Below are 24,483 nucleotides of genomic sequence, written 5' to 3' on the forward strand. Positions count from 1 at the left end.
AACCTTTAACTATTTATCGCTCCACTTCAAAATTTTATGCTATAATTACGCCCTTCGACTCCCGAAGTTTCGGGATAGGGTGGCAGTTAATTTTCATAAAAATAGCTGCTTAAAAATTTTCAATCTTTGCCAGTCGAAGACCTTTGCATCTTTGCCCCTTTGCTCCTTTGAATCTTTACAACAAAAAAACTCCCTACTTAGAAAGCAAGGAGTTTTTTTATGTTTATGCAAAAATTATTTTGGCATTATTACATTTTCTATAACATGAATAACACCATTGCTTGCCATAACATCTGTGCTCATGATAATACTTTTTGCATTGTTACCATCTGTTAAGTAGATACCATCTTTTCCACTTGTTACCGAAAACTTGTTACCATTTAGAGCAGTGAGTTCTATGGTACCTCCATTTGCTTTTAACGCTTTCACAACATCTTTTGCAGTGTACTTTCCGCTTACTACATGGTAGGTAAGAATATTTGCTAATGCTTTTTTGTTTTCTGGCTTTAATAGATCTCCAAGAGTTTTAGAATCAATTTTTGCAAAAGAGTCGTTGGTAGGAGCAAATACTGTAAAAGGTCCATCACCTTGCAATGCTCCGACCAAATCTGCAGCTTTTAATGCGGTTACTAAAGTTGAAAAGTTTTCGTTGCCTACTGCCACATCTACAATGTCTTTTTGTGCTACTGTGTTTTGTGAAAATGAGAATACGATTGCTGTTGTTAGAATAAATACTAATTTTTTCATTGTTACTTTGTTTTAAATGATTAAAAAAAATGTTTAGCGCGCTTTCAATGGTATATACCCTACATTTCTAATTTTGGATGAGGAGGCTGCCTGATTTTTGCTTAACTTTAACAACTACTGTTAAAATGTCACAAAATAACAACTACATAAAAATGCTTCAAGATGGAGACAAAAGAGCGCTCTCTCAGCTCTATGATGATTATAGTGGTGCGCTGTATGGCGTCATTCTTAGAATTTGCAAAGATGAAATTGTAGCACAGGATCTTTTACAAGAAACTTTTTTAAAAATTTGGAAAAATGCGCATCAATATGATGAAACCAAAGGAAGATTTTATACCTGGACCTACAGAATTGCTAGAAACACTACATTAAATTTTATGAGAAGTTCAACAAACCTCATCCAAAATGAAGATTTAAGTGTATATAGTAATAAAGAAGAAGAACAAACCAATACCATCGATACCATAAAGCTTAATGGATCTCTAAAAAAACTGGAAGCGCATCATCAAAAGGCGCTAACACTTATTTATTTTGAAGGGCTTACTCATAGAGAGGCACATAAAGAAATGGAGGTGCCTCTAGGAACTTTTAAAAGTTATGTTCAACAAGCTTTAAAAAAATTAAAAGAAAGTTACACACCCTTATTTATAGGGCTTTTAATACGCGTACTGTATCTATGAAAAATGTAAATGACATCATAGCATCTGGAAAATTTGAATTTTTTCTAATAGGGGATCTTTCAGAAAAAGAAACTCATGAGATAGAGACTCTTTTGGCATCTAACGAGGAAGCTAGGGCCTATGTAAATGAGTTAGAAATCTCCCTTGAAAAAATGGCTCAAGAGAATGCGATACTCCCGCCATCTAACCTAAAAAATAAAATAAGTAATGCCTTAGCATTACAAGACAAACCCACTCAAGTTATTCCAATCTCAAAAAACAATACGGTATTTAGAAATATTGCAGCAACACTTGCAGTTTTATTAGGGGTTACCAGCTTTTGGTTATACAATCAAAAGAATGCGCTAAATGATGAAGTGCAACTCGTTACAGAACGCAATAATGCGTTAGAAGAAAAAGTTAACACGCTAGAAGCAAACTACACTTCAATCGCACAATGGTATCAAATGATTAATGATACCAATACTCAAAAATATATCTTAAAAGGAAATGCAAAAGCTCCAGGCGCCATTGCGCTGAGTTATGTAAATCATGCAGAGAAAAAGGTACTTGTAAATGCAGAAAAATTACCTACACTATCAGATGAACATGATTACCAATTATGGGCTGATGTAGATGGAGAAATGATTGACATGGGAATCATTCCTAAAAACAGTAAAATGATAGCCATGCAGTACATAGAAAACGCTAGCTCTTTAAACATCACCATTGAGCCAGCTGGCGGGAATGATCATGCTAGTGTAGATCAGTTAATTACCAATGTCTATTTAACTCCTTAGACTCCTAGAATTGAGAATGACGGGTGACGGGTGACGGGTGACGGGTGACGGGTGAATATAATTTAAAAGCAACCTTTTATAACTATACATCTTTGAACCTTTGTTACTAAAAAATTCTGCCACTTTATCCCTCTTTAACATTGTAACTCTATTTATAACTATCGCCCTTCGACTCCCGAAGCTTCGGGACAGGGTGACATTGAGATATTATTAAAAAATAAGGAAATTGTCAGTCTTTGCCTGTCGAAGACCTTTGCATCTTTGCCCCTTTGCAACTTTGAAACTTGTTTTACAAAAAGAAATCCCACACCAAACCAAATCGTATCAAGGCATCACGATAAGGAACTCCTGGCGCTGAGAAGTATTCATTTTTACTAGCAAACACCGAGTTAAAGTGCTCCCACTTAAAGAAGATACGGGTCTGACGTATTTTAGCATTGAAAAACAAATCGAATAAAGGAAACCCACCCAACTCTTGTTTATTTTGCACAAAGAACTCTGCCAATACTGGGTCATAGCCATCCATGTTATAACTTGTAAAGTATTTAAAATCTATTCCTGTTTGCAAGAACAAGGCATTCTTAAACCAATGATCTTGATAATATATAGATTGTCGTGTTACTAGCTGCGGTACATTAAATACCTCACTCCCACTCAACACATTTTGATACATGACGGTGTTATTTAAGGCAAATTGTCTCCAGGTAAATTCACGCTCAGCCTTAATTTTTAAGTAGTTAACCCGACCATCAAATTGCTGTGGTGTAGGTCTAAAGATATCATCTTCTGCAGCATTTTCTGTAGTGACGATAGCGAAATACGTATAATCATCTATCCCCGTATAACTTACCGATACATTGGCAATCTTTTTGGATTGTACATCAAAACGAAACTCTTGTGTCTTGATGTTATTAAACTCTGTTTTCCAGTTATAGCTTACGTAATCATTTTGATACAATTGGAAATTGAAGTTAGGTGCTGCACTATGTATTCTAAGCGAAGCATGTGCTTTGTTATCTTCATTTAATGCATATCCAGCCGATGCATTAATGTAATTTCCGTCAAGATCACCATTCACATTAATGGCACCTTCTCCTTTTAGTTGAAAGCCCTTGTATTCTTTTTCATAAGTACCTCCTACTGCTAAAATATTTCCTTTAATTCTATTTGGAATTCGTCCCGTTTCCAAATCTAAGACCGTATTATAGCCATAGTTGTAATCTGTATAGGTGGTAAATGCCTTAAAATTTCCGAAGAGCGCATTATCAAACTTCACATAGGCTTGTACATTAAAGTCTTCTAACTTGGTTTTGGTGTTTAAATTTGTAGCCTCATACGAAGTGCCATAGCCTTCAAAAGCAGCAGCCTGACGGTATTCAAAAAACTTGTCTTCATACCAGATACTGTTTCCTATGGTAAGTGCGGTAGTGCTCGTACTGTCTTGTTTTTGAACCAAAGCATATTCATGATCACCGTAAAAACGAAGTCCCTCAAGCTTGTTCTCTGCATCTTCAAAATTAACATCTAATCTGCCTCGGTCACTAAACTCATCGTCGTCATTGATAAAAAGTTCTAGAGAGTTCTCAGTAAGTCCGCCATTTTCTCTATTTAAAATGTCTTGGGCTGCTAAATGAAACCGTAGATTGTACTTATTGTTCTTTGTATGATAATTAGAGGTTACTAACAAATTACCTGTACTAGTTAAACTTTGCTGGTATTTCCCTAAGGATCTAACCCCTTTGTATGCCAATGAAAAATTAAACTGCTTGCTTGTGTTCACAGTAAAAAAAGCATCCAATTGTTGTCCCTGCTCGAAGGCAGTTTTAAAATACAATTCGGTTAAAGGTGTAGCAACATTATAATACCTTACATCTTCAATCTCCTTATAGTTGAAATGATGTGATTGTGCCGCAAACAAAGGTTTTAACCTATTGGTAGTTGTATTAATCGCTAAAGAATTATAGGTCTGCCCCACGTTGTTAAAAGGCAATAACTCAAAAGTATCACTACGTAAATAGTTGAATTTATAATTCTTCTGAATAGATAAGGTAGTATCTACATAGGTTGTATCACGAGCATGCGATATAAATTTATAATACTCTAACGGCGGCTTCTCATTTTTAACAGTCTTTTTTCGAACAGGAGCGTCTGGAGTTTGTGCCATAGACATGTTGATACAACAACAGAGACACACAAATAAAAAAAGCTGTTTCATAGATACTACTAACGTATTTCACAAAGGTATATTTTTTTTGCTTCGGAAATTTGAACAAAGTAGAAAAGGCGTTAAAAAATTACAGGTCAGCTCTAAGAATAAGATCTAGTCCAAAAAAGGCACCACTCGCAAACTCAGAGTTGAGCCTATTACGGTCATCACCTCCTACCTGGAACGTAAGAACCTGCAAACCAATAGTATCTCCTTCATTATATAGACCATAATCTGTAGTATCCAAACCTACTTTTCCTCGTACAATTAGATTATTATCGAAAAAACCATAAGCTGCAAATAATGCAAAACGAATAGATTCCTCTTGTACATAAAAAAGCGAATTGGCTTCTGCAAGGTTATACGATTTTACAGATGTCAATAAATTGGCACCAAGACTGAAGTTTTGAGTAAGCGAATAATTTGCATCTGCACGAATAGGTAAGGTTGCATTCACATAAAACTTGCGGTTATTAGATTTATACCAAATTCCAACAAGCGGTGTTAATGTGGTTCCAAAATTCTCAGAAGAAAGGTAGGCACCAAATTTAAGTCCATACTTAGCAGAGTATTTTTTTTCTAGCAAGGCAAGTCCACCCATTTGAAAATCATCGCCACCCAAATCGTCAAAATCAGATGCCAACTTAGGCAATGCTACATAGGTACCACTCCAATTATTTCCATGCTTTAATTTAAGACCTAAATTAAGTCTTGTCATTATTAAATTTGATCTATCCTCAGTAAACCCTAATCCTAAACGTGTGTTTTCGTAAGTAAACCCAGCAATTACAACTGCTTTATCTGTAAGTGGAACAGGGAAATAAACTTCGGCATTGGTATTACTTACATCAGTTTCTGCGTCGGTATCTACATTGCCCAGCGTAGTTATATTATGAGATACTTTTACTAAATCTATGTAATCCTGAGCATGCATAATGCTTCCCGAAATAAATAATACTAAACAAATGAGTGCTTTCTTCATTTTAAAAAATTTTAGTGGTTTAAAAAAAAATGATAGCTATTTAATAGCTTCAATCTGCCAATCAATATAAAAACAAAGCTAGACAATAGCAGTATAAAATGTATCTTTTTTATAATCGTATGATTTCTAGTACTTCAGAATTCTTTTTTTTGTTGAAATTACACACAAACGATATATTTCCTAAAATTAAAGTACATTAGTAGACAAACTACATGTAAAAAAACATGACTAAGGAAATCAAAGCATAAAATATGGATATAGGAACCATCATTCTCGCAGTTGCATTAATCATCATTATGTTTGGGATGGGCTTATCGCTTGTCAAAGAAGACTTTACACGTTTATTAAAACAACCCAAAGCCATCTTAGTGGGTTTATTAAATCAAATCATCTTATTGCCCATCATCGCTTATGTCCTTATATCACTATTAGAAGTTAACACAGACATCGCCATTGGTGTGATGATTTTAGCCGCCTGTCCAGGGGGTCCAACCTCAAACCTTGTCACTTATTTAGCAAAAGGAGATGTTGGTTTATCTGTGTCCTTAACTACTGTCAATAGTTTACTCACCATTTTTACCATTCCATTTGTAGTGGACTTTGCCTTGGGGCAATTTCTAAATGCAAACGAAATGATTGAAATAGACAAACTACAAACGGTAATCCAAATTTTTGCCATTGTCATTATTCCAGTTTCAATTGGCATGTTCGTGAAAAAATCACGCCCAGAATTTGCAGACAAGATGAACAAGCCCGTAAAAATTATTTCTGCATTGGTATTGTTTTTAGTCATTATTGCCTTAGTACTAAAGAAAAAAGAAGATATCATTCCCTATTTACAACAAGCTGGGTTGGCAACGCTAGCCTTAAACCTTGCTACTATGGGTATTGGTTTTCTAACAGCAAAACTATTTAGATTAAACTTGGCGCAGTCACTCACAATTTCTATTGAGTCCGGAATTCAAAATGGAACTATGGCCATTGCCATCGCTTCTGGAATTTTAATGAATGAAAACTACGCCATTGCCCCTGCAGTGTATAGTCTTATTATGTTTCTTACAGGTGGTGTCATTATCGCTTTAGGGATGAAACTTGTAGCATCTAAGTAAACCAAAACGATGCGCTGTTCTATCATTTCACAAAATTCAACTACCTTGATGAACTTATACGTTATATCAAACCTTTCATAACCACGCCATTTCTAAGCCATTGCTAGAGAAATAAAACGTTGTAGGGCAAAAACCAAAAACTATGATTACAAAAATTATTGTCCTTGCACTCTATGTCTCTGTTCTTTTTTTAATTGGAATTCTTGCCTCTAAGAGAGTCAAAAGCATGAGTGATTACTATGTAGGAGGAAAAAAAATGGGTTTTTGGGCCGTTGCTTTTTCTGCTAGAGCCACGGGTGAATCTGGATGGTTATTAATTGGACTTACTGGAATGGGTGCCATGGCAGGTTATACCGCATATTGGGTTGTTCTTGGAGAATTACTCGGTGTTTTTATTTCCTGGCAATTCATGGCCAAACGATTTAAACAAAGATCAGACACCTATAAAGCCATCACGATACCAGATTATCTTCAAAGTCATTTTAAATCGGCTACAAACACGCTGCGTATTATTTCAGCATCAGTTTTAGTTGTCTTTGTTGTTATTTATGTGGCCTCACAAATGGATGTTACAGGAATTGCATTCGAATCCATGCTCAACATTGATTATCGCATAGGAGCGCTCATAGGCTTTGTCATTGTATTGGTCTATATTTTTGTCGGCGGCTTTGTTGCGGCAGTTTGGTCAGATATGTTCCAAGGGGTTTTAATGTTTTTTGGCTTGGTCTTACTCCCTATAGTGGTTTGGTTTTCTATGGATCATGGAACAGGAATCACCGAAGGCTTAAACGCTATAGACCCAACATTAACAAATCTCTTTGGAAGAAGTGATGATGGCCTCATGAATGTATTTACCATTCTAGGTTTCTCCATGATTGGATTGGGCTTTTTAGGATCTCCACAAGTATATGTACGTTTCATGTCAATAAAAAGCGACAAGGAGATTGATAAAGGAAAATGGGTAGCATTGTTTTTTACATTATTAACAGACGCTGCAGCAGTAACCATTGGTATTCTTGCTAGAGTCTATTTTACAAGTGAAGGACAAGACCCCGAAGCAATTTTAGGAAATGGTGGAGAAGATGTATTGAGCATGATTACTAACGAATTTTTACCTACCATATTAGTAGCTATCTTTATTGCTATTGTGCTTTCAGCAATTATGTCTACCATTGATTCGCTACTCATTCTTGCCTCTAGTGCAATTACCCGTGACTTTTATCAAGAAATATTTAGACCCGATTTAAAAGATGAAGACTTAACAAGGTTTTCAAGAACAGTAACTGTTGCGATGGCATTGGTAGCATTAGGGATAGCCATACTTTTGTATAATTTATATCCAGATAGGCAGATTTTTTGGATTATGATATTTGGCTGGTCAGGTATTGCAGCCACCTTCTGCCCTGTTATTATTTTATCCTTATTTTGGAAAGGCTATTCCGAAAAAGGAGCCATTGCATCTATGATTACTGGCTTTCTATCTGTGATTCTCTTTAAATTCGTGGTATCCAACATGGAAGGAATAGGAGACTATTTTAAAGAACTAGATGTGCTAGCGCCTTCATTTGCTTTGGCAATGATCATTGGGTATATCGTTTCTAAAATAGCACCACCCAAGGAAATTTCAGAAACACCAAAAAAAGAAATTGAATGGGATTGATGTTATGTGAAATAATCTCTAGATATAGCGTATTAAGTTTCTTTTGAGTTGTTGATACTTAAGTGAAAATTAAAGCTTTTCTTAAAACTTTTCTTCGGAAATGTTAGTTTCATGCCTTAATTTTGTTCATTTCACGTCTATACGTGAATCTTAAATTCCTATTTTTTAAGAAATTTACAGAGTAATAAATATAAAATCTAAATAAATGAAAAAATACGGCATATTGGTATTGAAAATCATCGTTGCGGTTATCGTAATTCAAACACTTCGATTTAAACTAACTGCGCATCCAGATAGTGTATACATCTTTACAAAAGTTGGTCTAGAGCCTCACGGCAGAATAGGAATTGGAATTATTGAGTTAATTGCTGGTATTTTATTAGTTATCAAAAAAACATCTTGGCTAGGCGCTGGACTCATTGCTGGTGTCATTAGCGGTGCTGTTATGATGCATTTAACAACCCTAGGAATTGAAGTGAATGGAGATGGTGGTGTTTTATTTTATACCGCAGTGTTTATCTTACTTGCTTCGCTATTTATATTGTATACAGAAAGGAAATCAATACCCATTATTGGTGCAAAATTAAATAACTAAATCGTATGAAATCTTTAATGTTATGCATATTGTGTCTACTATTTTCAGGAAGTACTCTTGGACAAGACATTGATTATAATCTAGATGATGGCTATGTTGCAGAAGGATTTGATGTGGTAGCTTATTTCAGTAATAAAGCCCTTGAAGGAAAAGAAGCTTATACAGCAAGTTATGACGGAGTGAATTATAAATTTCACAACAAAGAGAATGCAAAAACTTTTAAAGCAAATCCAACAAAATACATTCCCCAGTATGGTGGTTGGTGTGCTTATGCCCTAGGAGCCAAAAACAAAAAGGTAACTATCAATCCTGAAACATTTGAAATTCGGGATGGAAAACTATATTTATTTTATAACTCTTGGGGTAACAATACACTCGAAAGCTGGTTAGAAGAAAACCCAAATGCATTAAAAAAACAAGCCGATGCAAACTGGGAAAAATCTAAATATAAAGGTTAGCAACACAGAATTCATTAATTTATTTTAAAAGACACTCAAATATCTATTGTATTTGGGTGTCTTTGTTTTTGATAATTTGTAATTTTAAAATACTTAAATACATATAGTTCAAACACAACATGCATAGTAAATACAATATGTTTTCAAACTTCTCTTCCATATGCTATCTATTGGCAGTATTACTTGTATATGCATGTAACGGGCAGGTTAAAGAACTTAAAAATATAGAAGCCCAAAACACTACAGAGATAGTATTACCAAAAAACACGAAACAGGATAACCCTTTCCTCCTATCGGGAAACAACACCACCTTTCCACAAATTCATACTAATCTAAATGGAATGGTTCGAGATTTTGTAAGAATCATGTATCAAGATACCAAAGGAAATTACTGGTTTGGAACCAATGGAGATGGTGTGATTCGGTATGATGGAAAAACACTTGAGCAGTTTACAAAAAAAGAAGGGTTTGGAGGTACTGCTGTAAGAAGTATTTTAGAAGATAGAAATGGTATTCTATGGTTTGGCACCTCTGGCGGACTCACAAAATACGATGGCACAACTTTTACGAATTATTCAGAGAAAGACGGCTTGATTCATGAAGAAATATGGAGTATTGCTTTAGACAAAAAAGGCCAACTATGGATAGGAACCGTAGAAGGGGTCAGTATTTTTGATGGTGAGATCTTTACCTCCTTTACAGTGCCAAAACCCAGGATTGAAAATCCACAACCCATGCTATCTCCCAATAGAATTGGCGCTATTTTAATAGATACAACAGAAACCATTTGGTTTGCAACAGATGGGTATGGAATTACTGTGTATGATGGAGAAAATTTCAGCCACTTTACACAAAAAAATGGTTTGAATGACAACAATGTAGCCGATCTTTTTGAAGACCAACAAGGCACTATTTGGATGGGTACCTTTTATGGGGGCGTGAGTAGTTATAATGGAACAAACTTCACCCATCATACAAAACAAGGTGCCATAGAAGGTGTTGAAGCCTACAATTTTATGGAAACCGCTTCTGGAGACCTCTGGTTTTCTGTAGAGCATGTTGGGGTATATCAATACCAAGGAGTTAAATTCACCAAACATACGGCAGCAGATGGACTCACCACCAATGGGGTCCAGAGCATCTTCGAAGACAGCAAAGGAAACATTTGGTTTGGTACCTGGAAAGGATTGTGTATTTATAAAAATGGTTCATTCTCTAATGCTTCAGAAATAGAACCTTGGACGACTACCTATTAAAAATATCACTCAAATAGTATACATAAGAAATTAAGAGTATTGAGTCAACTATTTACCATGACCAAAAATGGATACTTAGTATCCTGTAAGTTCCATTTCATTTTAATATTGTATTTTTAGACATAGAAACTTAACAATCAGACATTTATTTTTATCTCAACCTCCTCTACAGACATTGACCTCAAAGTATTTGCTTAAACACTTTTAAAAATAGGTTTAACACTATACTTCTGAATAATAAAGTTTCTTACAACTGTATTTCCACCTTTCAAAGAAAATCGTAATGACTAAAAAAAGAAAAAAAATCCCACAACCACCATATGGTAATCTTACATTTTCCATTCTTATTAACGGAAGTAAAACTTCTGAAGAACATCAAGTGAAAAGTATCACTGTTGAAAAAGAAGTAAACCAAATCCCATTTGCTCATATAGCGTTTTTCGATGGTGATACAGCTGCTCAAGACTTTAGTTTAAGTAATGATGATGTATTAATCCCTGGAAATGATATTGAAATAAAAGCTGGATATAATAGTGAAGAAGAAACCATTTTTAAAGGAATCATTATTAAGCATAGCATTAAAATTAGAGAAACGGGATCTTTATTAGTAGTTGAATGTCGAGATAAGGCTGTCAAGACTACCATAGGAAGAAAAAGCAAGTATTACTATGAAAGTAACGATAGCAATATTATAAGAGAAATAACTCAAAATTATGGATTGACAGCTCATGTGGAGACTACAAATAATGTCCATAAGGAACTCGTTCAATATCAAGCGTCAGATTGGGATTTTATGATAACGCGTGCCCAAGCAAATGGAAAAGTATGCATTGTAGATGATGGAAAATTAATTTTTGAAACACCCAGCCTTACAAAAGCTACTGTACAAACAATCGCATATGGAAACAACTTACTTTCTTTTGATGCAGAAATGGATGCTCGAAGCCAAATGAAAACTATAAGTAGTTTTGGTTGGAATCCTTCAGATCAAAAAATTATTGAAACTAAAGCCAAAGCTTTATCCCTAAATCTAAACGGAAATATTTCACCTTCACAATTAGCAGATGTACTTGAAATTGAAAACTTTGATCTAAAACATGGTGGAATAGACACCATAGAAATATTACAAGACTGGAGCGATGCAAAAGCACTATTTCAACAACTAGCAAAAACACGTGGAAGTGTTAAGTTTCAAGGTGCTTCAGAGGTGAAACCAGGGACGCTCATAAATTTAGAAGGGGTTGGAGATCGCTTTAATGGAACTGTTTTTATTAGCGCTGTAAAACATGTCATAGCAAAAGGTGATTGGAGTACGGTTGCCCAGTTTGGTTTAAACCCAACCTGGTTTAGTGAAACCTATGACATTAATGACTCCCAAGCTGCGGGTCTAGTGCCAGCAATCAATGGTTTACAAATAGGCATTGTTTCAAAATTAGAAAATGACCCAAATGGAGAAGATAGAATTCTAGTACAAATACCCATTATAACTAATGAAGAGCAAGGAATATGGGCTCGTATTGCCTCACTAGATGCGGGTGAAAATAGAGGTGCATTTTTTAGACCTGAGATAGGAGATGAAGTAATCATTGGTTTTGTAAATGATGACCCCAATCATGCAGTAATATTAGGTATGTTGAATAGTAGTGCAAAACCTGCTCCAATAGCAACTAAAGATGAAAATAACGAAAAAGGGTTTATTACCCGTAGTGATATGAAATTGATGTTTAATGATGAAAAAAAGTCTATTTCAATTGAAACCCCTGGAGGGAAAAAAATAACTATTGATGAAGATGCAGGGTCTATTGTAATTCAAGACGATAATAGCAATACAATTACATTAGACAACAATGGTATTCTGGCCGAAAGCGGAAGTGATTTCCTTATAAAAGCTCAAGGAGATGTTACGATAGAAGGAACTAACATATCACTAAATGCAAATGCAGAATTTAAGGCCGAAGGAGCTAGCGGTGCAGAGGTTTCAACAAGTGCTACAGCAGTTTTAAAAGGATCATTAGTACAAATAAATTAATATGGGAAAACCAGCAGCAAGAATAAACGATATGCATATTTGTCCATTAGTTACACCAGCAGGGCCACATATAGGTGGCCCAATAATACCCCCTGGAGAAAGCACTGTGCTTATAGGGGGCGCTCCAGCAGCACGTATGGGCGATGAGGCGATTTGTACTGGCCCACTAGACTCAATAGTTACAGGTTCATCTACTGTTACAATTGGTGGAATGCCAGCGGCAAGAATGGGTGATACCACGGCTCATGGTGGTACTCTATTAATGGGAGAAGCTACAGTTTTGATAGGATAAATCGTCTATTACCCAAACCAACCATCACGATCCAAGCTTCTGTATTGTATCGCTTCGGAAATATGATCGCCTGTAATGCGTTCTGAAGATGCTAAATCTGCAATGGTGCGCGCTACTTTTAATATACGATCATAGGCGCGAGCCGATAAATTTAGTTGCTCCATAGCTTTTTTGAGTAGGTCCATAGATGCCTCATCTAAAGCGCAATATTTTCTTATCTGCTTTACGCCCATTTGTGCATTGTAATGCGTTTTTTCATTCTTCTCAAACCGCCTGCTTTGTAACTGTCTCGCCTTGGTAACGCGTTCTCTAATAACCTTACTTGCCTCTCCTTTTCTAGTATCACTCAACTTTTCAAAAGGTACAGGAGTTACTTCTATATGTATGTCTATTCTATCTAACAAAGGACCAGAAATTTTACTCAAATACCGCTGCATTTCTTGTGGTGAAGATTGCACTGGCGCATCGGGATCGTTAAAATAACCGCCCGGACTAGGGTTCATACTCGCCACCAACATAAAACTTGCAGGATAGGTCACCGTAAATCTCGCACGCGAAATAGTTACATCTCTATCTTCTAAGGGTTGTCGCATTACTTCTAAAACACCTCGTTTAAATTCTGGCAATTCGTCTAAAAACAAAACGCCATTATGTGCCAAAGAGATTTCTCCGGGTTGTGGATATTGCCCACCACCGACAAGCGCGACATCAGAGATCGTATGGTGGGGACTCCTAAACGGTCTCGATGTCATGATGCCTGCCTTTTCTAGTGTTCTTCCTGCAACACTATGTATTTTGGTGGTCTCCAAACTTTCATGCAACGTCATTGGGGGAAGTATGCTGGGTAATCTTTTTGCCAACATGGTTTTACCAGAGCCCGGCGGACCAATTAAAATAATATTATGCCCTCCTGCTGCGGCAATTTCCATGCAGCGTTTGATAGATTCTTGTCCTTTTACATCAGCAAAATCGAATTCTGGGTTTTCGAGATGCTCATAGAACTCGGCTTCTAAGTCTACGATGGTTTGTTGCAAAGGAACATCCTGGTTAAAAAAATCAATCACTTCGGAAATATTAGTAACTCCATATACTTCTAAGCCTTCCACAATGGCAGCTTCTTTGGCATTTTGTTTCGGAAGAATAAAGCCTTTAAACCCTTCTTCTTTTGCTTTTATGGCAATGGGAAGGGCGCCACGTATGGGTTGCAAATTTCCGTCGAGAGACAACTCCCCCATGATGATATACTCTGATAATGGATGCTGTACTTGTATTTGAGCCGTTGCCGCCAAAATACCCATCGCTAAGGTGAGATCGTAGGCAGAACCCTCTTTACGGAGATCTGCAGGCGACATGTTTAAAATTAATTTCTTCCCCGGAATCTTGTAGCCGTTATTTAAAAGTGCAGCAGCAATTCTATAATTGCTTTCTTTAATGGCATTGTCTGGCAAGCCTACCAAATGGTAACCAATGCCAATATCTACATGTACTTCTACGGTGATGGTAGTAGCTTCAACGCCAAAGACGGCGCTTCCAAAAACTTTTGTGAGCATATTGTGTGTTACAAAATGCTACAACTGGGGTGTTAAGAGCTATCAAGATACTGAAATTTTAAGAGTTCTAAAACTGTTTTAGATTTCTAACATTTCAGAAATCTAAAAATATTTTATTCAGAGATATAATGACAGAAAAAAATTAATGTTTTAAATTGTTTAATAAACAATGTAATTATGATTGAAGAAAAAAGAGATATAGATTATAAATTTTGGATAGTTGTTGGTGTTGCGATTGTATTAATTCTTTGGTTAGCTTCTGCACTATTTCTTTATAATACACTTGATTCAAATGAAAGAGGTACGTTTGGTGATATGTTTGGCGCTATTAATGCATTGTTTTCTGGACTTGCACTTTTTGGTATAGTACTATCAATATTTCTTCAACAAAAAGATTTAGGATTACAAAAAGATGAATTAAAATTAACAAGAGAAGAATTCAAACATTCAAGGTTGACAAATCTTGTTTTCAAAAAAATAGAATCAATACATAAATCAATAGAATATCACATTGAAGAATATAATAAAACGATGTATGAAAATATTCCAAGTAAAATTAATCTAAAATACCTAGCCCAAGAATTGAATATTGAAAAGCATGATTTAATTAGTAACCTAATTCTAGAAACAAGAATGAGAGAAAACGATGGAATGATAATAAGGTATTCAAATTTATATGAATATATTGTAAACTTAATGTATGATGAGACCAATCTTATCTATACTGTATTTAAGCATACTAAAATATCTGGTGAAATAAAGAATGAATTATCTTATATTTTTCAACATTCTTTAGATAAAGACATAGTTAAAATTTTAAGTTTTTTTAATTCTTCCGAAAAAAGAATTTACAAATTTGTTCCGGATATCTTAAACGAAGGAGAAAAGCATAAACCCTATCCAGGAATTAGTATTATGAAAAATAAATCACATTCCATTTTAAAAAACTTCAATGATTTTTTTTCTTTGTAAAATTTTAATTAAGCTTTAAAAAAACCGCCACCCAAATGGGCAGCGGCTCCATTAAAAACAGGGTATATATTTACAAATCTAACGTAAACCCAGCGCGAACGTTACGACCGCGGGTTTGGAATCTGTAAATCTCTTCATAATCTTCGTTCAATAGATTGCTCACGTTTAAGAATACGCGGACACCTTCCATGAAATGTACTTTGGTTGAAGCTGTAAAATTAAGAGTTCCATAGCTTTCTAGTGTAATAGTATCTGTCATAAACGTATCACTATTAAAGAAAGAATCTTCACGTTCTCCTACAAACTGGTAGCTCACTCCTACATAGCCATTCTTAGAGGCATACGATAGGGTTGCATTTGCTTTGTGCTCTGGAATACGCAGTGCAAACTTCTCGTCTGGAGTGGTATTGGTATAGTTGGCATTAAAGCTAAAACGCTTAGCAAATTTCACGGCCGCTTCTACTTCAAAACCATTGGCTTTAAACTCGTCATTTACATTTTGGTACTGAGAGATAAAGTTATCTGGATCTACCGTTACAAAGTCGATAAAGTTGGTTTCTGTTCTATCAAAATATACAGCACTTAATCTAAACGCATTTCCTGCAGTAAACTCAATACCACCTTCTAAAGTGGTATTTTCTTCTGGTTGTAATTCTAAATTCCCAAAATTTGGAGCATGTAATTGGAATAATGAAGGCGTGATAAATGCCGTACTATAAGATCCTAATAATTTTAAATTGCTCTTTCCTAAGTTAAAATTATAAGACGGATTAATGTTATACACTAAATTACTTCCGTACTCACTATGAATATTTAAACGCGCTCCTGCATTTACATTTAATCCAAAAGAAGATATATAATTAAAGTTTACATAAGGGTCAAAGGTTGTAAACTCAGCCACACTATCGTCTAAGTCTTTTACCAATTCGGTCTCCCCAAAAGGAACGCTAAACGATTTAAAGCTGCTGCTGTTATGCCCTAATCCTACCAAAGCAGTAAGTCCGTCAATAACTTCATACGTAGCATAAGTATCTAAACCATAGGCCTTCGTGTCAAACTTAGACGGAAAGCTTGAGTCAAATTCGCGCTCTATCCATGTAAATGAATCATTAAAGACAAACATTCCTTTGTTGTACTTCCAGATAAACTGTCCGCCCGTTCGTAATTGATCCGTAATGTTTCTGTTCTCTGCATCTGTGAATGAAAAGCTATCAAAATCGGCTTTAAATTTTCCGAAGCTAAAAAACTGACTATATGAAATGTCTTTTGTAAAGTTATACCCCAACTTCGCACGACCTTCAAACTGGTTGTATGTGTCTGATTCAAAAGGCTCTGTAGCATCTTCTGGCGCTTCTACAGCCGATAAACCATTGGCATAACGATTGCTGAAATTTGCGTTGAAGAAGAAGTTTCCTAACGAACCACTCACCGCAATGGCATTGCTATTTTCTTGAATTTTATAATCGGTGTCAAAATCATCATCTTCTGCAGAACGGTTGGTACCTACCGAAGAAGTAATTCTTGCAGAAATCTTTTCTTTGCTTGCTGGTAAGGTAGTAATACTAATCACAGCAGTTGCTGCACCAGATCCATATAATACACTGGCAGCACCTTTAATTACTTCGATACGCTCAATCGTTTCGGCTGGAACCAAACGCAAATCGTAATCGTTTGCAATAGAAGAAGGGTCGTTTACAGGCACTCCATCTACTACTACAAGTACTTGTCTGTTTCTACCACCACGAACAAAATATCCTAAATTCTGACCATCATTACTGCGGCTTCCGTTGATTTCGAAACCAGCTACTTGGTTTAATACTTGCGCAACAGATTGTCCTTGTTGATTTTTAAGATCCTCTCTTGTAATAGTCGTAACTACTTTACCACTATTCTTTCTAGGAATGTTGATTTTTGTAGCAATCATGACAGAGTCTAATTGCTCTACTTTTTGTGTTTCTTGTGCCGACACCAAGCTAGTTGCGCAAAGGGCTGCGGCGAATACTAATTTTTTCATAAAAATGTTTTGTTTCGGAATGCACCGAACGTTATCGTTTTAAAATAAATTAGGAAAAATAAGGTATAGCAAAACCATAGTGGTTGCACCATACAATCCTTTATCCCGAAGGTTTGTAATCGTGAATATGGCAGGTCTCCTGGCTTGTCTTTGTGTCACCTTCCCGCCCGCTAAAGCGAACAGTGGTTCAAGAAAACACGATACCGAAATAGTTTCGGTATGACTTACAGTTGCGGGAACAGCTTTTGTTTTTCACAAAATTCCCTTTTAATGCTACGCAAAGCAGCAACCAAAATTCGCTGCGAAAATAAGTACTTTTTTTAGATTGAAACAAGAATGAGACTAAATTAATCTAATTGTTTCTTAACTGCTGTCTGGTTGAGCGCAGTCGAAACCTATATTTATGATAACTAAATAGTAGTTCTCGACTGCGCTCGAACAATCATCTAGAACAATTATAGGATACCAGATTACAGTAACGATGAAAAATTTAAATGTAGTTTGCTATTAGTTTCACTACTTTTACGCTTTCAATATTCATTATGAACCTATCTTCTTTTCTGAAATATTATTGGCTCCTACTCTTTTGCTGCCTCATCGCCATCTCGTGCAAAAATGAAACGACAAAACAAAAACCCGTCTTAGAAGTTAAAACCGTAAGCTATGCCGAAGGTTTTAATATTTCAGAAAAAGAAAACCATACAGAGATTCGTATTAGCAATCCTTGGCCCAATGCAGAAAAGGAATTTACCTATGCCTTTGTTCAAAAAGGACAGATCCTACAAAATCCTGAAGCCTATGATGCCGTTGTTTCAGTTCCAATAGAACATATTGTGGTTACTTCTACCACACATATTCCATCACTAGAAGCCTTAGGAGTTGAAAACACTCTGGTTGGTTTTCCTAACTTAGATTATATCTCATCCAAAAAAACACGCACTAACATTTCCGAAGGAAGCATTACAGAATTAGGTAAAAATGAATCGCTAAACACAGAAGTACTTATTGATTTGGCTCCAGAAGCCGTGGTAAGTTTTGCAGTAGATGGAGCTAATAAAACACTGCAAACCATTCAAAAAACTGGGATTCCGGTGCTTATCAATGCAGATTGGACAGAAACGCATCCGCTAGGAAAAGCTGAGTGGATTAAATTCTTTGGCGTTTTGTACAATAAAAGAGCGCTAGCAGATAGTCTTTTTACTAGCATTGAAACCAATTATAACGAAGCAAAAAAATTAGCGCAACAAGCCACAAACACGCCAACTGTAGTAAGCGGTGCCATGTACAAAGACATCTGGTACATGCCACAAGGAGATAGTTGGGCGGCACGTTTTATTGAAGATGCCAATGGCATCTACCTCTGGAAAGAAAGCCAAGGCACTGGAAGTATTTCTCTCAATGTAGAATCTGTGTTAGAAAAAGGACAACAAGCCGATTTTTGGATAGGTCCAGGACAGTTTACCAGTAAACAACAACTGCTAGATGCCAATACCGTATATGGCCAATTTGATGCTTTTAGAAACAACAAGGTCTTTTCTTTTACAAATATAAAAGGTGCTACAGGTGGTGTTTTGTATTATGAGTTAGCACCCAACAGACCTGATTTAGTCTTAAAAGACATCATTAAAATACTGCACCCTAGTTTACTTCCAGAATACCAACCTTATTTCTTTAAGATCGTAGAATGATTGTAGAAAAAACACATACACGTTTTTTTGTGATCCTTTGCATGTTTTTGGCATTCTTATTTTGTGTGAACATAAGTTTGGGCTCTGTACAGATACCCGTATCAGAAATAGGAAAAAGTCTACTCGGATCTGCAAGTAAATCGTCTTGGCAATATATTATCACCGACTATAGATTACCAAAAGCCATCACAGCTATGATTGCTGGTGGCGGATTGGCAGTATCGGGCTTACTAATGCAAACGCTTTTCAGAAATCCATTGGCGGGACCTTTTGTGTTAGGACTTAGTAGCGGTGCTAGTTTAGGGGTTGCTATTTTAATTTTAGGAGCTGGTGCTATTGGGGGCGTTTTAAGCACCCTATTACTTAGTTCTTGGAGTTTAGTTATTGCAAGTGCACTTGGAAGTTTTTTAGTGCTATTAGCTGTATTAGCAGTGACCCTAAAAATAAAAGATACCATGGCCATTCTTATCATTGGTCTTATGTTTGGAAGTCTTACGGGTGCTGTCGTAGCGGTACTCTCCTACTTTAGCAATGCAGAACAATTACAACAATTTGTATTCTGGTCCTTTGGAAGCTTGGGCAATCAATCTTGGCAAGGTGTTTATATCCTTATTGCTTGCTTTACTATTGGTGTTTTTTTAAGCATAGGAAGCGCCAAAGCCTTAAATGCCTTATTATTAGGTGAGAACTATGCCAAAAGTATGGGACTCAAAATAAAACGCAATATGCTACTTATCATTTTAGCCACGAGTATATTGGCAGGCGGTATTACAGCCTTTGTTGGACCCATCGCGTTTATTGGTCTAGCAGTACCGCATGTAACACGCCAGTTTGTAAAAACTTCCAATCACTTTGTATTAATTCCTGCGGTGTTGCTAAGTGGCGCCATACTCATGCTTATTTGCGACACCATTGCACAATTGCCTGGTACAGAATATACCTTACCTATTAATGCTATTACCTCGTTAATTGGGGCTCCAGTTGTTATTTGGTTATTACTAAGAAAACGTAAACTTATTTTTTAATGGCTGCTGAAATATTACATACCGTTATTACTGCTAAAGATCTCAGCATTGGTTATGCCCATAAAAAAAAGAAGACCGTCGTTGCGAGCGATATTAATTTTTCTATCAAACAAGGTACATTAGTCGCCATGGTTGGAAGCAACGGTATAGGAAAGTCTACCCTATTGAAGACGCTTACCACCATGTTGCCACCATTACAAGGAAGTATTCATATACAAGGAAAAGAAATTACTTCCTATACTTCATTAGCACTTGCCAATCAATTAAGTGTGGTGCTTACAGAAACCCTTGCTTCAAAGAATCTTACCGTACTAGAAATGGTGAGTTTAGGAAGACAGCCACACACCAATTGGATGGGTAAACTAACTGCAGATGATACACAAAGTATTCAAGAAGCCTTAGTAGCTACAGACATACAAGACTTATCGCATAGAAATTGTTTTGAGCTAAGTGATGGTCAGTTGCAACGCGCTTACATTGCTAGAGCTTTAGCACAAGATACACCGCTTATAATTTTGGATGAGCCCACCACGCATCTTGATTTGTATCACAGGGCTGCTATTGTAAAACTGCTCAAAAAACTTGCCGTAGAAAAGAATAAGACCATTTTATTCTCCACACACGAAATAGATCTCGCCATTCAAATCACCGACAAGATGCTAGTCTTGACACCAAACAACATGTCCTTTGACAGCCCATGCAAACTTATAGAACAAGGTGCCTTTGATGCATTGTTCCCAAATGGAATTGTAGTCTTTGACAAAAAGACTGGGCGTTTTTCTGTGACTTAATTTTTTTGTTGAAATAGGAACTATCGAAATTATTTCCTATAAAAAATAATATTATATCTCGCCAAATCTATAATTTAAATACATTTTTGGCGAATTATAAAAGTTATAACTCGCGTAAAATAGCTATATTTGAAAGATTCGGCGAAATATAATTTATGGAAATAATAGGTAGAAAGGCAGAAATTAAAATCATGGAGGGCTATACCCATGATACAAAATCACATTTACTAGCGGTTATTGGCAGACGTAGAGTGGGCAAAACTTTTTTAATTAGAAAAGTGTACAATACACGCAAAGTCTTTGAAATGACTGGGCTGAAAGATGCCGATTTACCTACTCAATTGCGTAACTTTTCATTACAAGTACAACAGTACTTCCCCAAACACAAACAGCTAGAGTCCATAGATAGTTGGTTGCTGGCCTTTAACACCCTTAGCCATTGTATTTCAGGCTATAAAGGCAAAAAGAAGCCTGTTATTTTTTTGGATGAGCTCCCATGGATTGCCAGCAAACGCTCAGGTTTTATGGAAGCCTTGGCGCATTGGTGGAATAATTGGGCTTCACAACAAAATATTATTGTAGTGGTATGCGGTTCTGCTGCATCATGGATGCTACAACATGTGGTCAACGCAAAAGGAGGCTTACACAACCGTATTACAAAACTTATTACATTACAACCTTTTACATTAGAAGAAACAAAAGCCTTTTTTGATGCAAAACACATTAAACTAAGTCCGTATCAAATCATCCAGCTCTACCTTTCTATTGGAGGGATTCCACATTACTTAGATCATGTGGAGAAAGGCAAAAGTGCAGCTCAAAATATTCAGGCATTATGTTTTGATAAAGACGGTGTACTAAAAAACGAATTCGACAACCTCTACCCTGCCTTGTTCGAAAACGCCAGCAAACACATAGCTATTATAAAAGCATTGGCCAGCAAGGCTACAGGGCTTGACCGACAAGAAATACTTGAAAAAACAGGGATGACTACTGGTGGTGGCTACTCTACTATTTTAAACGAATTAGAAGCCTCAGGTTTTATTAGCAGCTTTGAACCTTTAAAAAAGAAAAAGAAAGACATGCTGTATCGACTTACAGACGAATATTCCTTGTTTTATTTAACCTTTATGGAAGGAAGCAAAAACAGAAATCAGGCAAACTGGATGCAAATAAGCCAAGGACAGCCCTATAAAATTTGGTGTGGTTATGCGTTTGAAAATCTCTGTATTAAACATGTAGATTCCATCAAAAAAGCGTTGGGTATTAGTGGTGTACAGACTACTGTCAATAGTTTTTTACATAGAAAAAATGATCATTATGCAAAAGGATTTCAAATAGATATGCTCATCGACAGGCAAGACAATATTATTAACATCTGCGAAATGAAATTTTACGCAGACCAATATACCATTACTAAAAACTACGCTAGTTTTTTAAGAACCAAAAGAGAAGGATTAAAACAAGTGACAAAGACCAAGAAGATGATTCACACTACCTTTGTAACGACCTATGGTATTCTAGAAAACGATCACAAATTAGATACTGTAGACAATGATTTGACTATTGATATCTTTTTCAGGAATTAAACAAACCTGTCTCGCTTTCATTACAATACTTAGTATCTTTACTGTGTAGCATCTTGTAACATTTCAGAACAAAACAAAACATATATACTCTTGAACGAAACACTTTTACTTTTTATCATTGCTAGTATCGCCTTAGTGGGCGGTGGATTTCTAGGTCATTTTATTGCGCGCTTGCAAGCTAAAAATGATACCGGAAAATTAGAAGAACGCTTGCAACAAGCTACTTCACAGACAGAAAAATTAGAAGAACGCTTCGATAGTGTGCTGCAAGAGCGAGAAAACATTCGAAAAGAAAAAGATTTTTTAAATCTAGAACTCACAAAACGCACCAGCATTGTTGAAAATCTTGAGAGCAAGTTGAGAGAAGAACGCAATGAGGTAGAAAAACTACAAGAAAAGTTCACCAAAGAATTTGAAAATCTAGCCAATAAAATATTGGATTCTAAGTCAGAGAAATTTACCAAACAAAACAAAGAGAACATAGATACCATCTTAAAGCCTTTGCAAGAAAAAATTGAGAAGTTTGAAAAAAAGGTAGAATTCACCAACAAAGAAAGCATTGATCGCCATGCCATGCTTCGACAACAAATTATTGGTCTCAAAGAACTCAATGAACAAATGAGTAAAGAGGCTATCAATTTAACCAAAGCCCTAAAAGGAGATAGTAAAATTCAAGGAAATTGGGGAGAATTGGTGTTGGAGCGCGTACTAGAGAAAAGCGGACTAGAAAAAGATAGAGAATACTTTGTACAAACGAGCTTCACTACCGAAGAAGGAAAACGTGTATTGCCCGATGTGGTGATACATCTTCCAGACAGTAATAAAATGATTATTGACTCGAAGGTATCACTAGTAGCCTATGAGCGTTTTGTAAATGAAGAAGATGAGTTATTAAAAAAACAACATCTTAATGAACATGTAAACTCATTAAAGAAACATATTGAACAATTAAGTAGTAAGAATTACCATGACTTGTATACCATTGAGAGTCCAGATTTTGTATTACTCTTTGTACCTATAGAGCCCGCTTTTGCGTTGGCGATTAATACAGATGAAAATTTATATGCCTGGGCCTTTGAAAAAAACATAGTAATTGTAACACCATCTACCCTATTAGCAACGCTACGTACCATTGACACCATGTGGAATAATGAAAAGCAGCAGCAAAATGCATTAGAAATAGCAACCCAAGCGGGAAGACTTTACGATCAGTTTGTGAATCTAACAGACGATCTCATTAAGGTTGGTAACCAGCTAAACACCGTAAAAGGTAGTTATGAGGGCACCATGAAAAAGCTAACAGGACAAGGAAACTTGATCAAAAAAGTAGAAAATATTAAAAAACTAGGAATCAAACAGCGCAAACATCTAAATGAAAAACTAGTCAATAAAGCACTAGAAGAAAGTGATGATTGATACGCTCTATAAAATTTGGACAGCCATTCAAATGCTACTATATTTCGTCGTTGGTATTTCGCCCATAGCATTTGGAATTGGAGCCATATATAAATCACAGTATGATTTTTTTGCAAAAACATCATATCAATCGATGTACATGGGCATGGGAATTGTTTCAATACTTGTAGGTATATTAGTTGCTTATGCCTGTTTTGTTAGATTTATAGAAACCTATCGTAATTTTAATTCAGACACATGAAAAAAATATTATTTGTCATCTTAACTACTATTATAGCTGTATATGCCTTATATATTGCCTTTATTTTTTATGTTCCCTATAGCGAAGGAACTCGAGCAGGTGAACTTATTAAATTTAGTAATAAAGGTGTTATTGTAAAAACCTGGGAAGGTGAAATAAGTCAGGGAATTAGTGGCGCACAGATCTTTAAATTTTCTGTGTTAGATCAGGAAGAAGATGTGATTAAAAAACTACAAGAGTATCAAGGCCAATATGTAAAAGTGACCTATATAGAACGCTTCGGAACCTTTTTCTGGTGGGGAGACACCACCTATTTCATCAATGATATTTCATTAGAATCCTCGCCACATTTTAAAAACAACTAACATTTCAGCATAAAAAAAGCCCCTATTAATAAGGGACTT

At 35.9% G+C, this 24,483-nt stretch carries 22 protein-coding genes and 1 riboswitch; of the genes, 17 read left to right on the top strand and 5 right to left on the bottom strand.

The annotated features are described in order from the left end of the window. Positions 1-234: 234 nt before the first annotated feature. Complete coding sequence (locus ACY2RS_RS04700) at positions 235-747, bottom strand: fasciclin domain-containing protein (RefSeq protein ID WP_490097458.1); 513 nt, start codon at positions 745-747, stop codon at positions 235-237. A 125-nt stretch (positions 748-872) separates the two neighbouring features. Here ACY2RS_RS04700 and ACY2RS_RS04705 point away from each other — a divergent pair, with 125 nt between their 5' ends. Both ACY2RS_RS04705 and ACY2RS_RS04710 read left to right on the top strand, forming a co-directional pair. Continuing rightward, positions 873-1,427: an RNA polymerase sigma factor gene (locus ACY2RS_RS04705; RefSeq protein ID WP_490097459.1), complete on the top strand. Its 555-nt coding sequence runs from the start codon at positions 873-875 to the stop codon at positions 1,425-1,427. Continuing rightward, positions 1,424-2,206, top strand: a complete 783-nt coding sequence (locus ACY2RS_RS04710) for an anti-sigma factor (RefSeq protein ID WP_490097460.1) — start codon at positions 1,424-1,426, stop codon at positions 2,204-2,206. Before ACY2RS_RS04705 ends, ACY2RS_RS04710 begins: the two co-directional genes overlap by 4 nt. 289 nt (positions 2,207-2,495) lie before the next feature. Here ACY2RS_RS04710 and ACY2RS_RS04715 read toward each other — a convergent pair whose 3' ends face one another. Both ACY2RS_RS04715 and ACY2RS_RS04720 read right to left on the bottom strand, forming a co-directional pair. After that, positions 2,496-4,370 carry a putative porin gene (locus ACY2RS_RS04715; RefSeq protein ID WP_490097461.1) on the bottom strand — a complete coding sequence of 625 codons (1,875 nt, stop codon included), beginning with the start codon at positions 4,368-4,370 and terminating at the stop codon, positions 2,496-2,498. Between the two features lie 130 nt (positions 4,371-4,500). Next, entirely contained in the window at positions 4,501-5,394 is an 894-nt protein-coding gene (locus ACY2RS_RS04720) for a DUF6268 family outer membrane beta-barrel protein (RefSeq protein ID WP_490097462.1), read from the bottom strand. 251 nt (positions 5,395-5,645) lie between these two features. On the opposite strand from ACY2RS_RS04720, the gene ACY2RS_RS04725 reads away from it, so the two are divergent. From ACY2RS_RS04725 to ACY2RS_RS04755, 7 genes are all read left to right on the top strand, one after another. Then, positions 5,646-6,503: a bile acid:sodium symporter family protein gene (locus ACY2RS_RS04725; RefSeq protein WP_490097463.1), complete on the top strand. Its 858-nt coding sequence runs from the start codon at positions 5,646-5,648 to the stop codon at positions 6,501-6,503. Between the two features lie 142 nt (positions 6,504-6,645). Then, positions 6,646-8,163 carry a sodium/proline symporter gene (locus ACY2RS_RS04730; RefSeq protein WP_490097464.1) on the top strand — a complete coding sequence of 506 codons (1,518 nt, stop codon included), beginning with the start codon at positions 6,646-6,648 and terminating at the stop codon, positions 8,161-8,163. Positions 8,164-8,368: 205 nt separating this feature from the next. Next, positions 8,369-8,758, top strand: coding sequence for a DoxX family protein (locus ACY2RS_RS04735; protein WP_490097465.1), 390 nt, complete (start codon positions 8,369-8,371; stop codon positions 8,756-8,758). 5 nt (positions 8,759-8,763) lie between these two features. Next, positions 8,764-9,216, top strand: coding sequence for a YHS domain-containing (seleno)protein (locus ACY2RS_RS04740; RefSeq protein ID WP_490097466.1), 453 nt, complete (start codon positions 8,764-8,766; stop codon positions 9,214-9,216). Positions 9,217-9,335: 119 nt separating this feature from the next. Then, a complete protein-coding gene (locus tag ACY2RS_RS04745) occupies positions 9,336-10,472 on the top strand; it encodes a ligand-binding sensor domain-containing protein (protein ID WP_490097467.1) in 1,137 nt (378 codons plus the stop codon). Between the two features lie 283 nt (positions 10,473-10,755). Then, complete coding sequence (gene vgrG, locus ACY2RS_RS04750) at positions 10,756-12,501, top strand: type VI secretion system tip protein VgrG (protein ID WP_490097468.1); 1,746 nt, start codon at positions 10,756-10,758, stop codon at positions 12,499-12,501. Position 12,502: 1 nt separating this feature from the next. Further along, entirely contained in the window at positions 12,503-12,793 is a 291-nt protein-coding gene (locus ACY2RS_RS04755; protein ID WP_490097469.1) for a PAAR domain-containing protein, read from the top strand. An 8-nt stretch (positions 12,794-12,801) separates the two neighbouring features. Here the strand turns inward: ACY2RS_RS04755 and ACY2RS_RS04760 are convergent, their stop codons facing one another. After that, positions 12,802-14,343 (bottom strand): YifB family Mg chelatase-like AAA ATPase, encoded by a 1,542-nt coding sequence (locus ACY2RS_RS04760; RefSeq protein ID WP_490097470.1) that lies wholly within the window; start codon positions 14,341-14,343, stop codon positions 12,802-12,804. Positions 14,344-14,520: 177 nt separating this feature from the next. Between ACY2RS_RS04760 and ACY2RS_RS04765 the strand changes: the two genes are divergently transcribed. Beyond that, positions 14,521-15,315 carry a hypothetical protein gene (locus ACY2RS_RS04765; protein ID WP_490097471.1) on the top strand — a complete coding sequence of 265 codons (795 nt, stop codon included), beginning with the start codon at positions 14,521-14,523 and terminating at the stop codon, positions 15,313-15,315. A gap of 70 nt (positions 15,316-15,385) precedes the next feature. Here ACY2RS_RS04765 and ACY2RS_RS04770 read toward each other — a convergent pair whose 3' ends face one another. After that, entirely contained in the window at positions 15,386-17,329 is a 1,944-nt protein-coding gene (locus tag ACY2RS_RS04770) for a TonB-dependent receptor plug domain-containing protein (protein ID WP_490097472.1), read from the bottom strand. Positions 17,330-17,441: 112 nt separating this feature from the next. After that, positions 17,442-17,638, bottom strand: a riboswitch (cobalamin riboswitch). 233 nt (positions 17,639-17,871) lie between these two features. Here ACY2RS_RS04770 and ACY2RS_RS04775 point away from each other — a divergent pair. From ACY2RS_RS04775 to ACY2RS_RS04805, 7 genes are all read left to right on the top strand, one after another. Next, complete coding sequence (locus ACY2RS_RS04775; RefSeq protein WP_490097473.1) at positions 17,872-19,017, top strand: ABC transporter substrate-binding protein; 1,146 nt, start codon at positions 17,872-17,874, stop codon at positions 19,015-19,017. Further along, a complete protein-coding gene (locus ACY2RS_RS04780) occupies positions 19,014-20,042 on the top strand; it encodes a FecCD family ABC transporter permease (RefSeq protein WP_490097474.1) in 1,029 nt (342 codons plus the stop codon). The genes ACY2RS_RS04775 and ACY2RS_RS04780 overlap by 4 nt, the downstream gene beginning before the upstream one ends. Then, complete coding sequence (locus ACY2RS_RS04785; RefSeq protein ID WP_490097475.1) at positions 20,042-20,833, top strand: ABC transporter ATP-binding protein; 792 nt, start codon at positions 20,042-20,044, stop codon at positions 20,831-20,833. Before ACY2RS_RS04780 ends, ACY2RS_RS04785 begins: the two co-directional genes overlap by 1 nt. A gap of 155 nt (positions 20,834-20,988) precedes the next feature. Next, positions 20,989-22,422, top strand: a complete 1,434-nt coding sequence (locus ACY2RS_RS04790) for an AAA family ATPase (protein WP_490097476.1) — start codon at positions 20,989-20,991, stop codon at positions 22,420-22,422. 90 nt (positions 22,423-22,512) lie between these two features. Beyond that, positions 22,513-23,838: a DNA recombination protein RmuC gene (locus ACY2RS_RS04795; RefSeq protein WP_490097477.1), complete on the top strand. Its 1,326-nt coding sequence runs from the start codon at positions 22,513-22,515 to the stop codon at positions 23,836-23,838. Continuing rightward, positions 23,831-24,079, top strand: coding sequence for a hypothetical protein (locus ACY2RS_RS04800; RefSeq protein WP_490097478.1), 249 nt, complete (start codon positions 23,831-23,833; stop codon positions 24,077-24,079). Before ACY2RS_RS04795 ends, ACY2RS_RS04800 begins: the two co-directional genes overlap by 8 nt. Next, positions 24,076-24,444 carry a DUF8785 domain-containing protein gene (locus ACY2RS_RS04805; RefSeq protein WP_490097479.1) on the top strand — a complete coding sequence of 123 codons (369 nt, stop codon included), beginning with the start codon at positions 24,076-24,078 and terminating at the stop codon, positions 24,442-24,444. The genes ACY2RS_RS04800 and ACY2RS_RS04805 overlap by 4 nt, the downstream gene beginning before the upstream one ends. The last annotated feature ends 39 nt before the right edge of the window (positions 24,445-24,483 follow it).

Source organism: Patiriisocius sp. 208BN25-11, assembly GCF_058147145.1.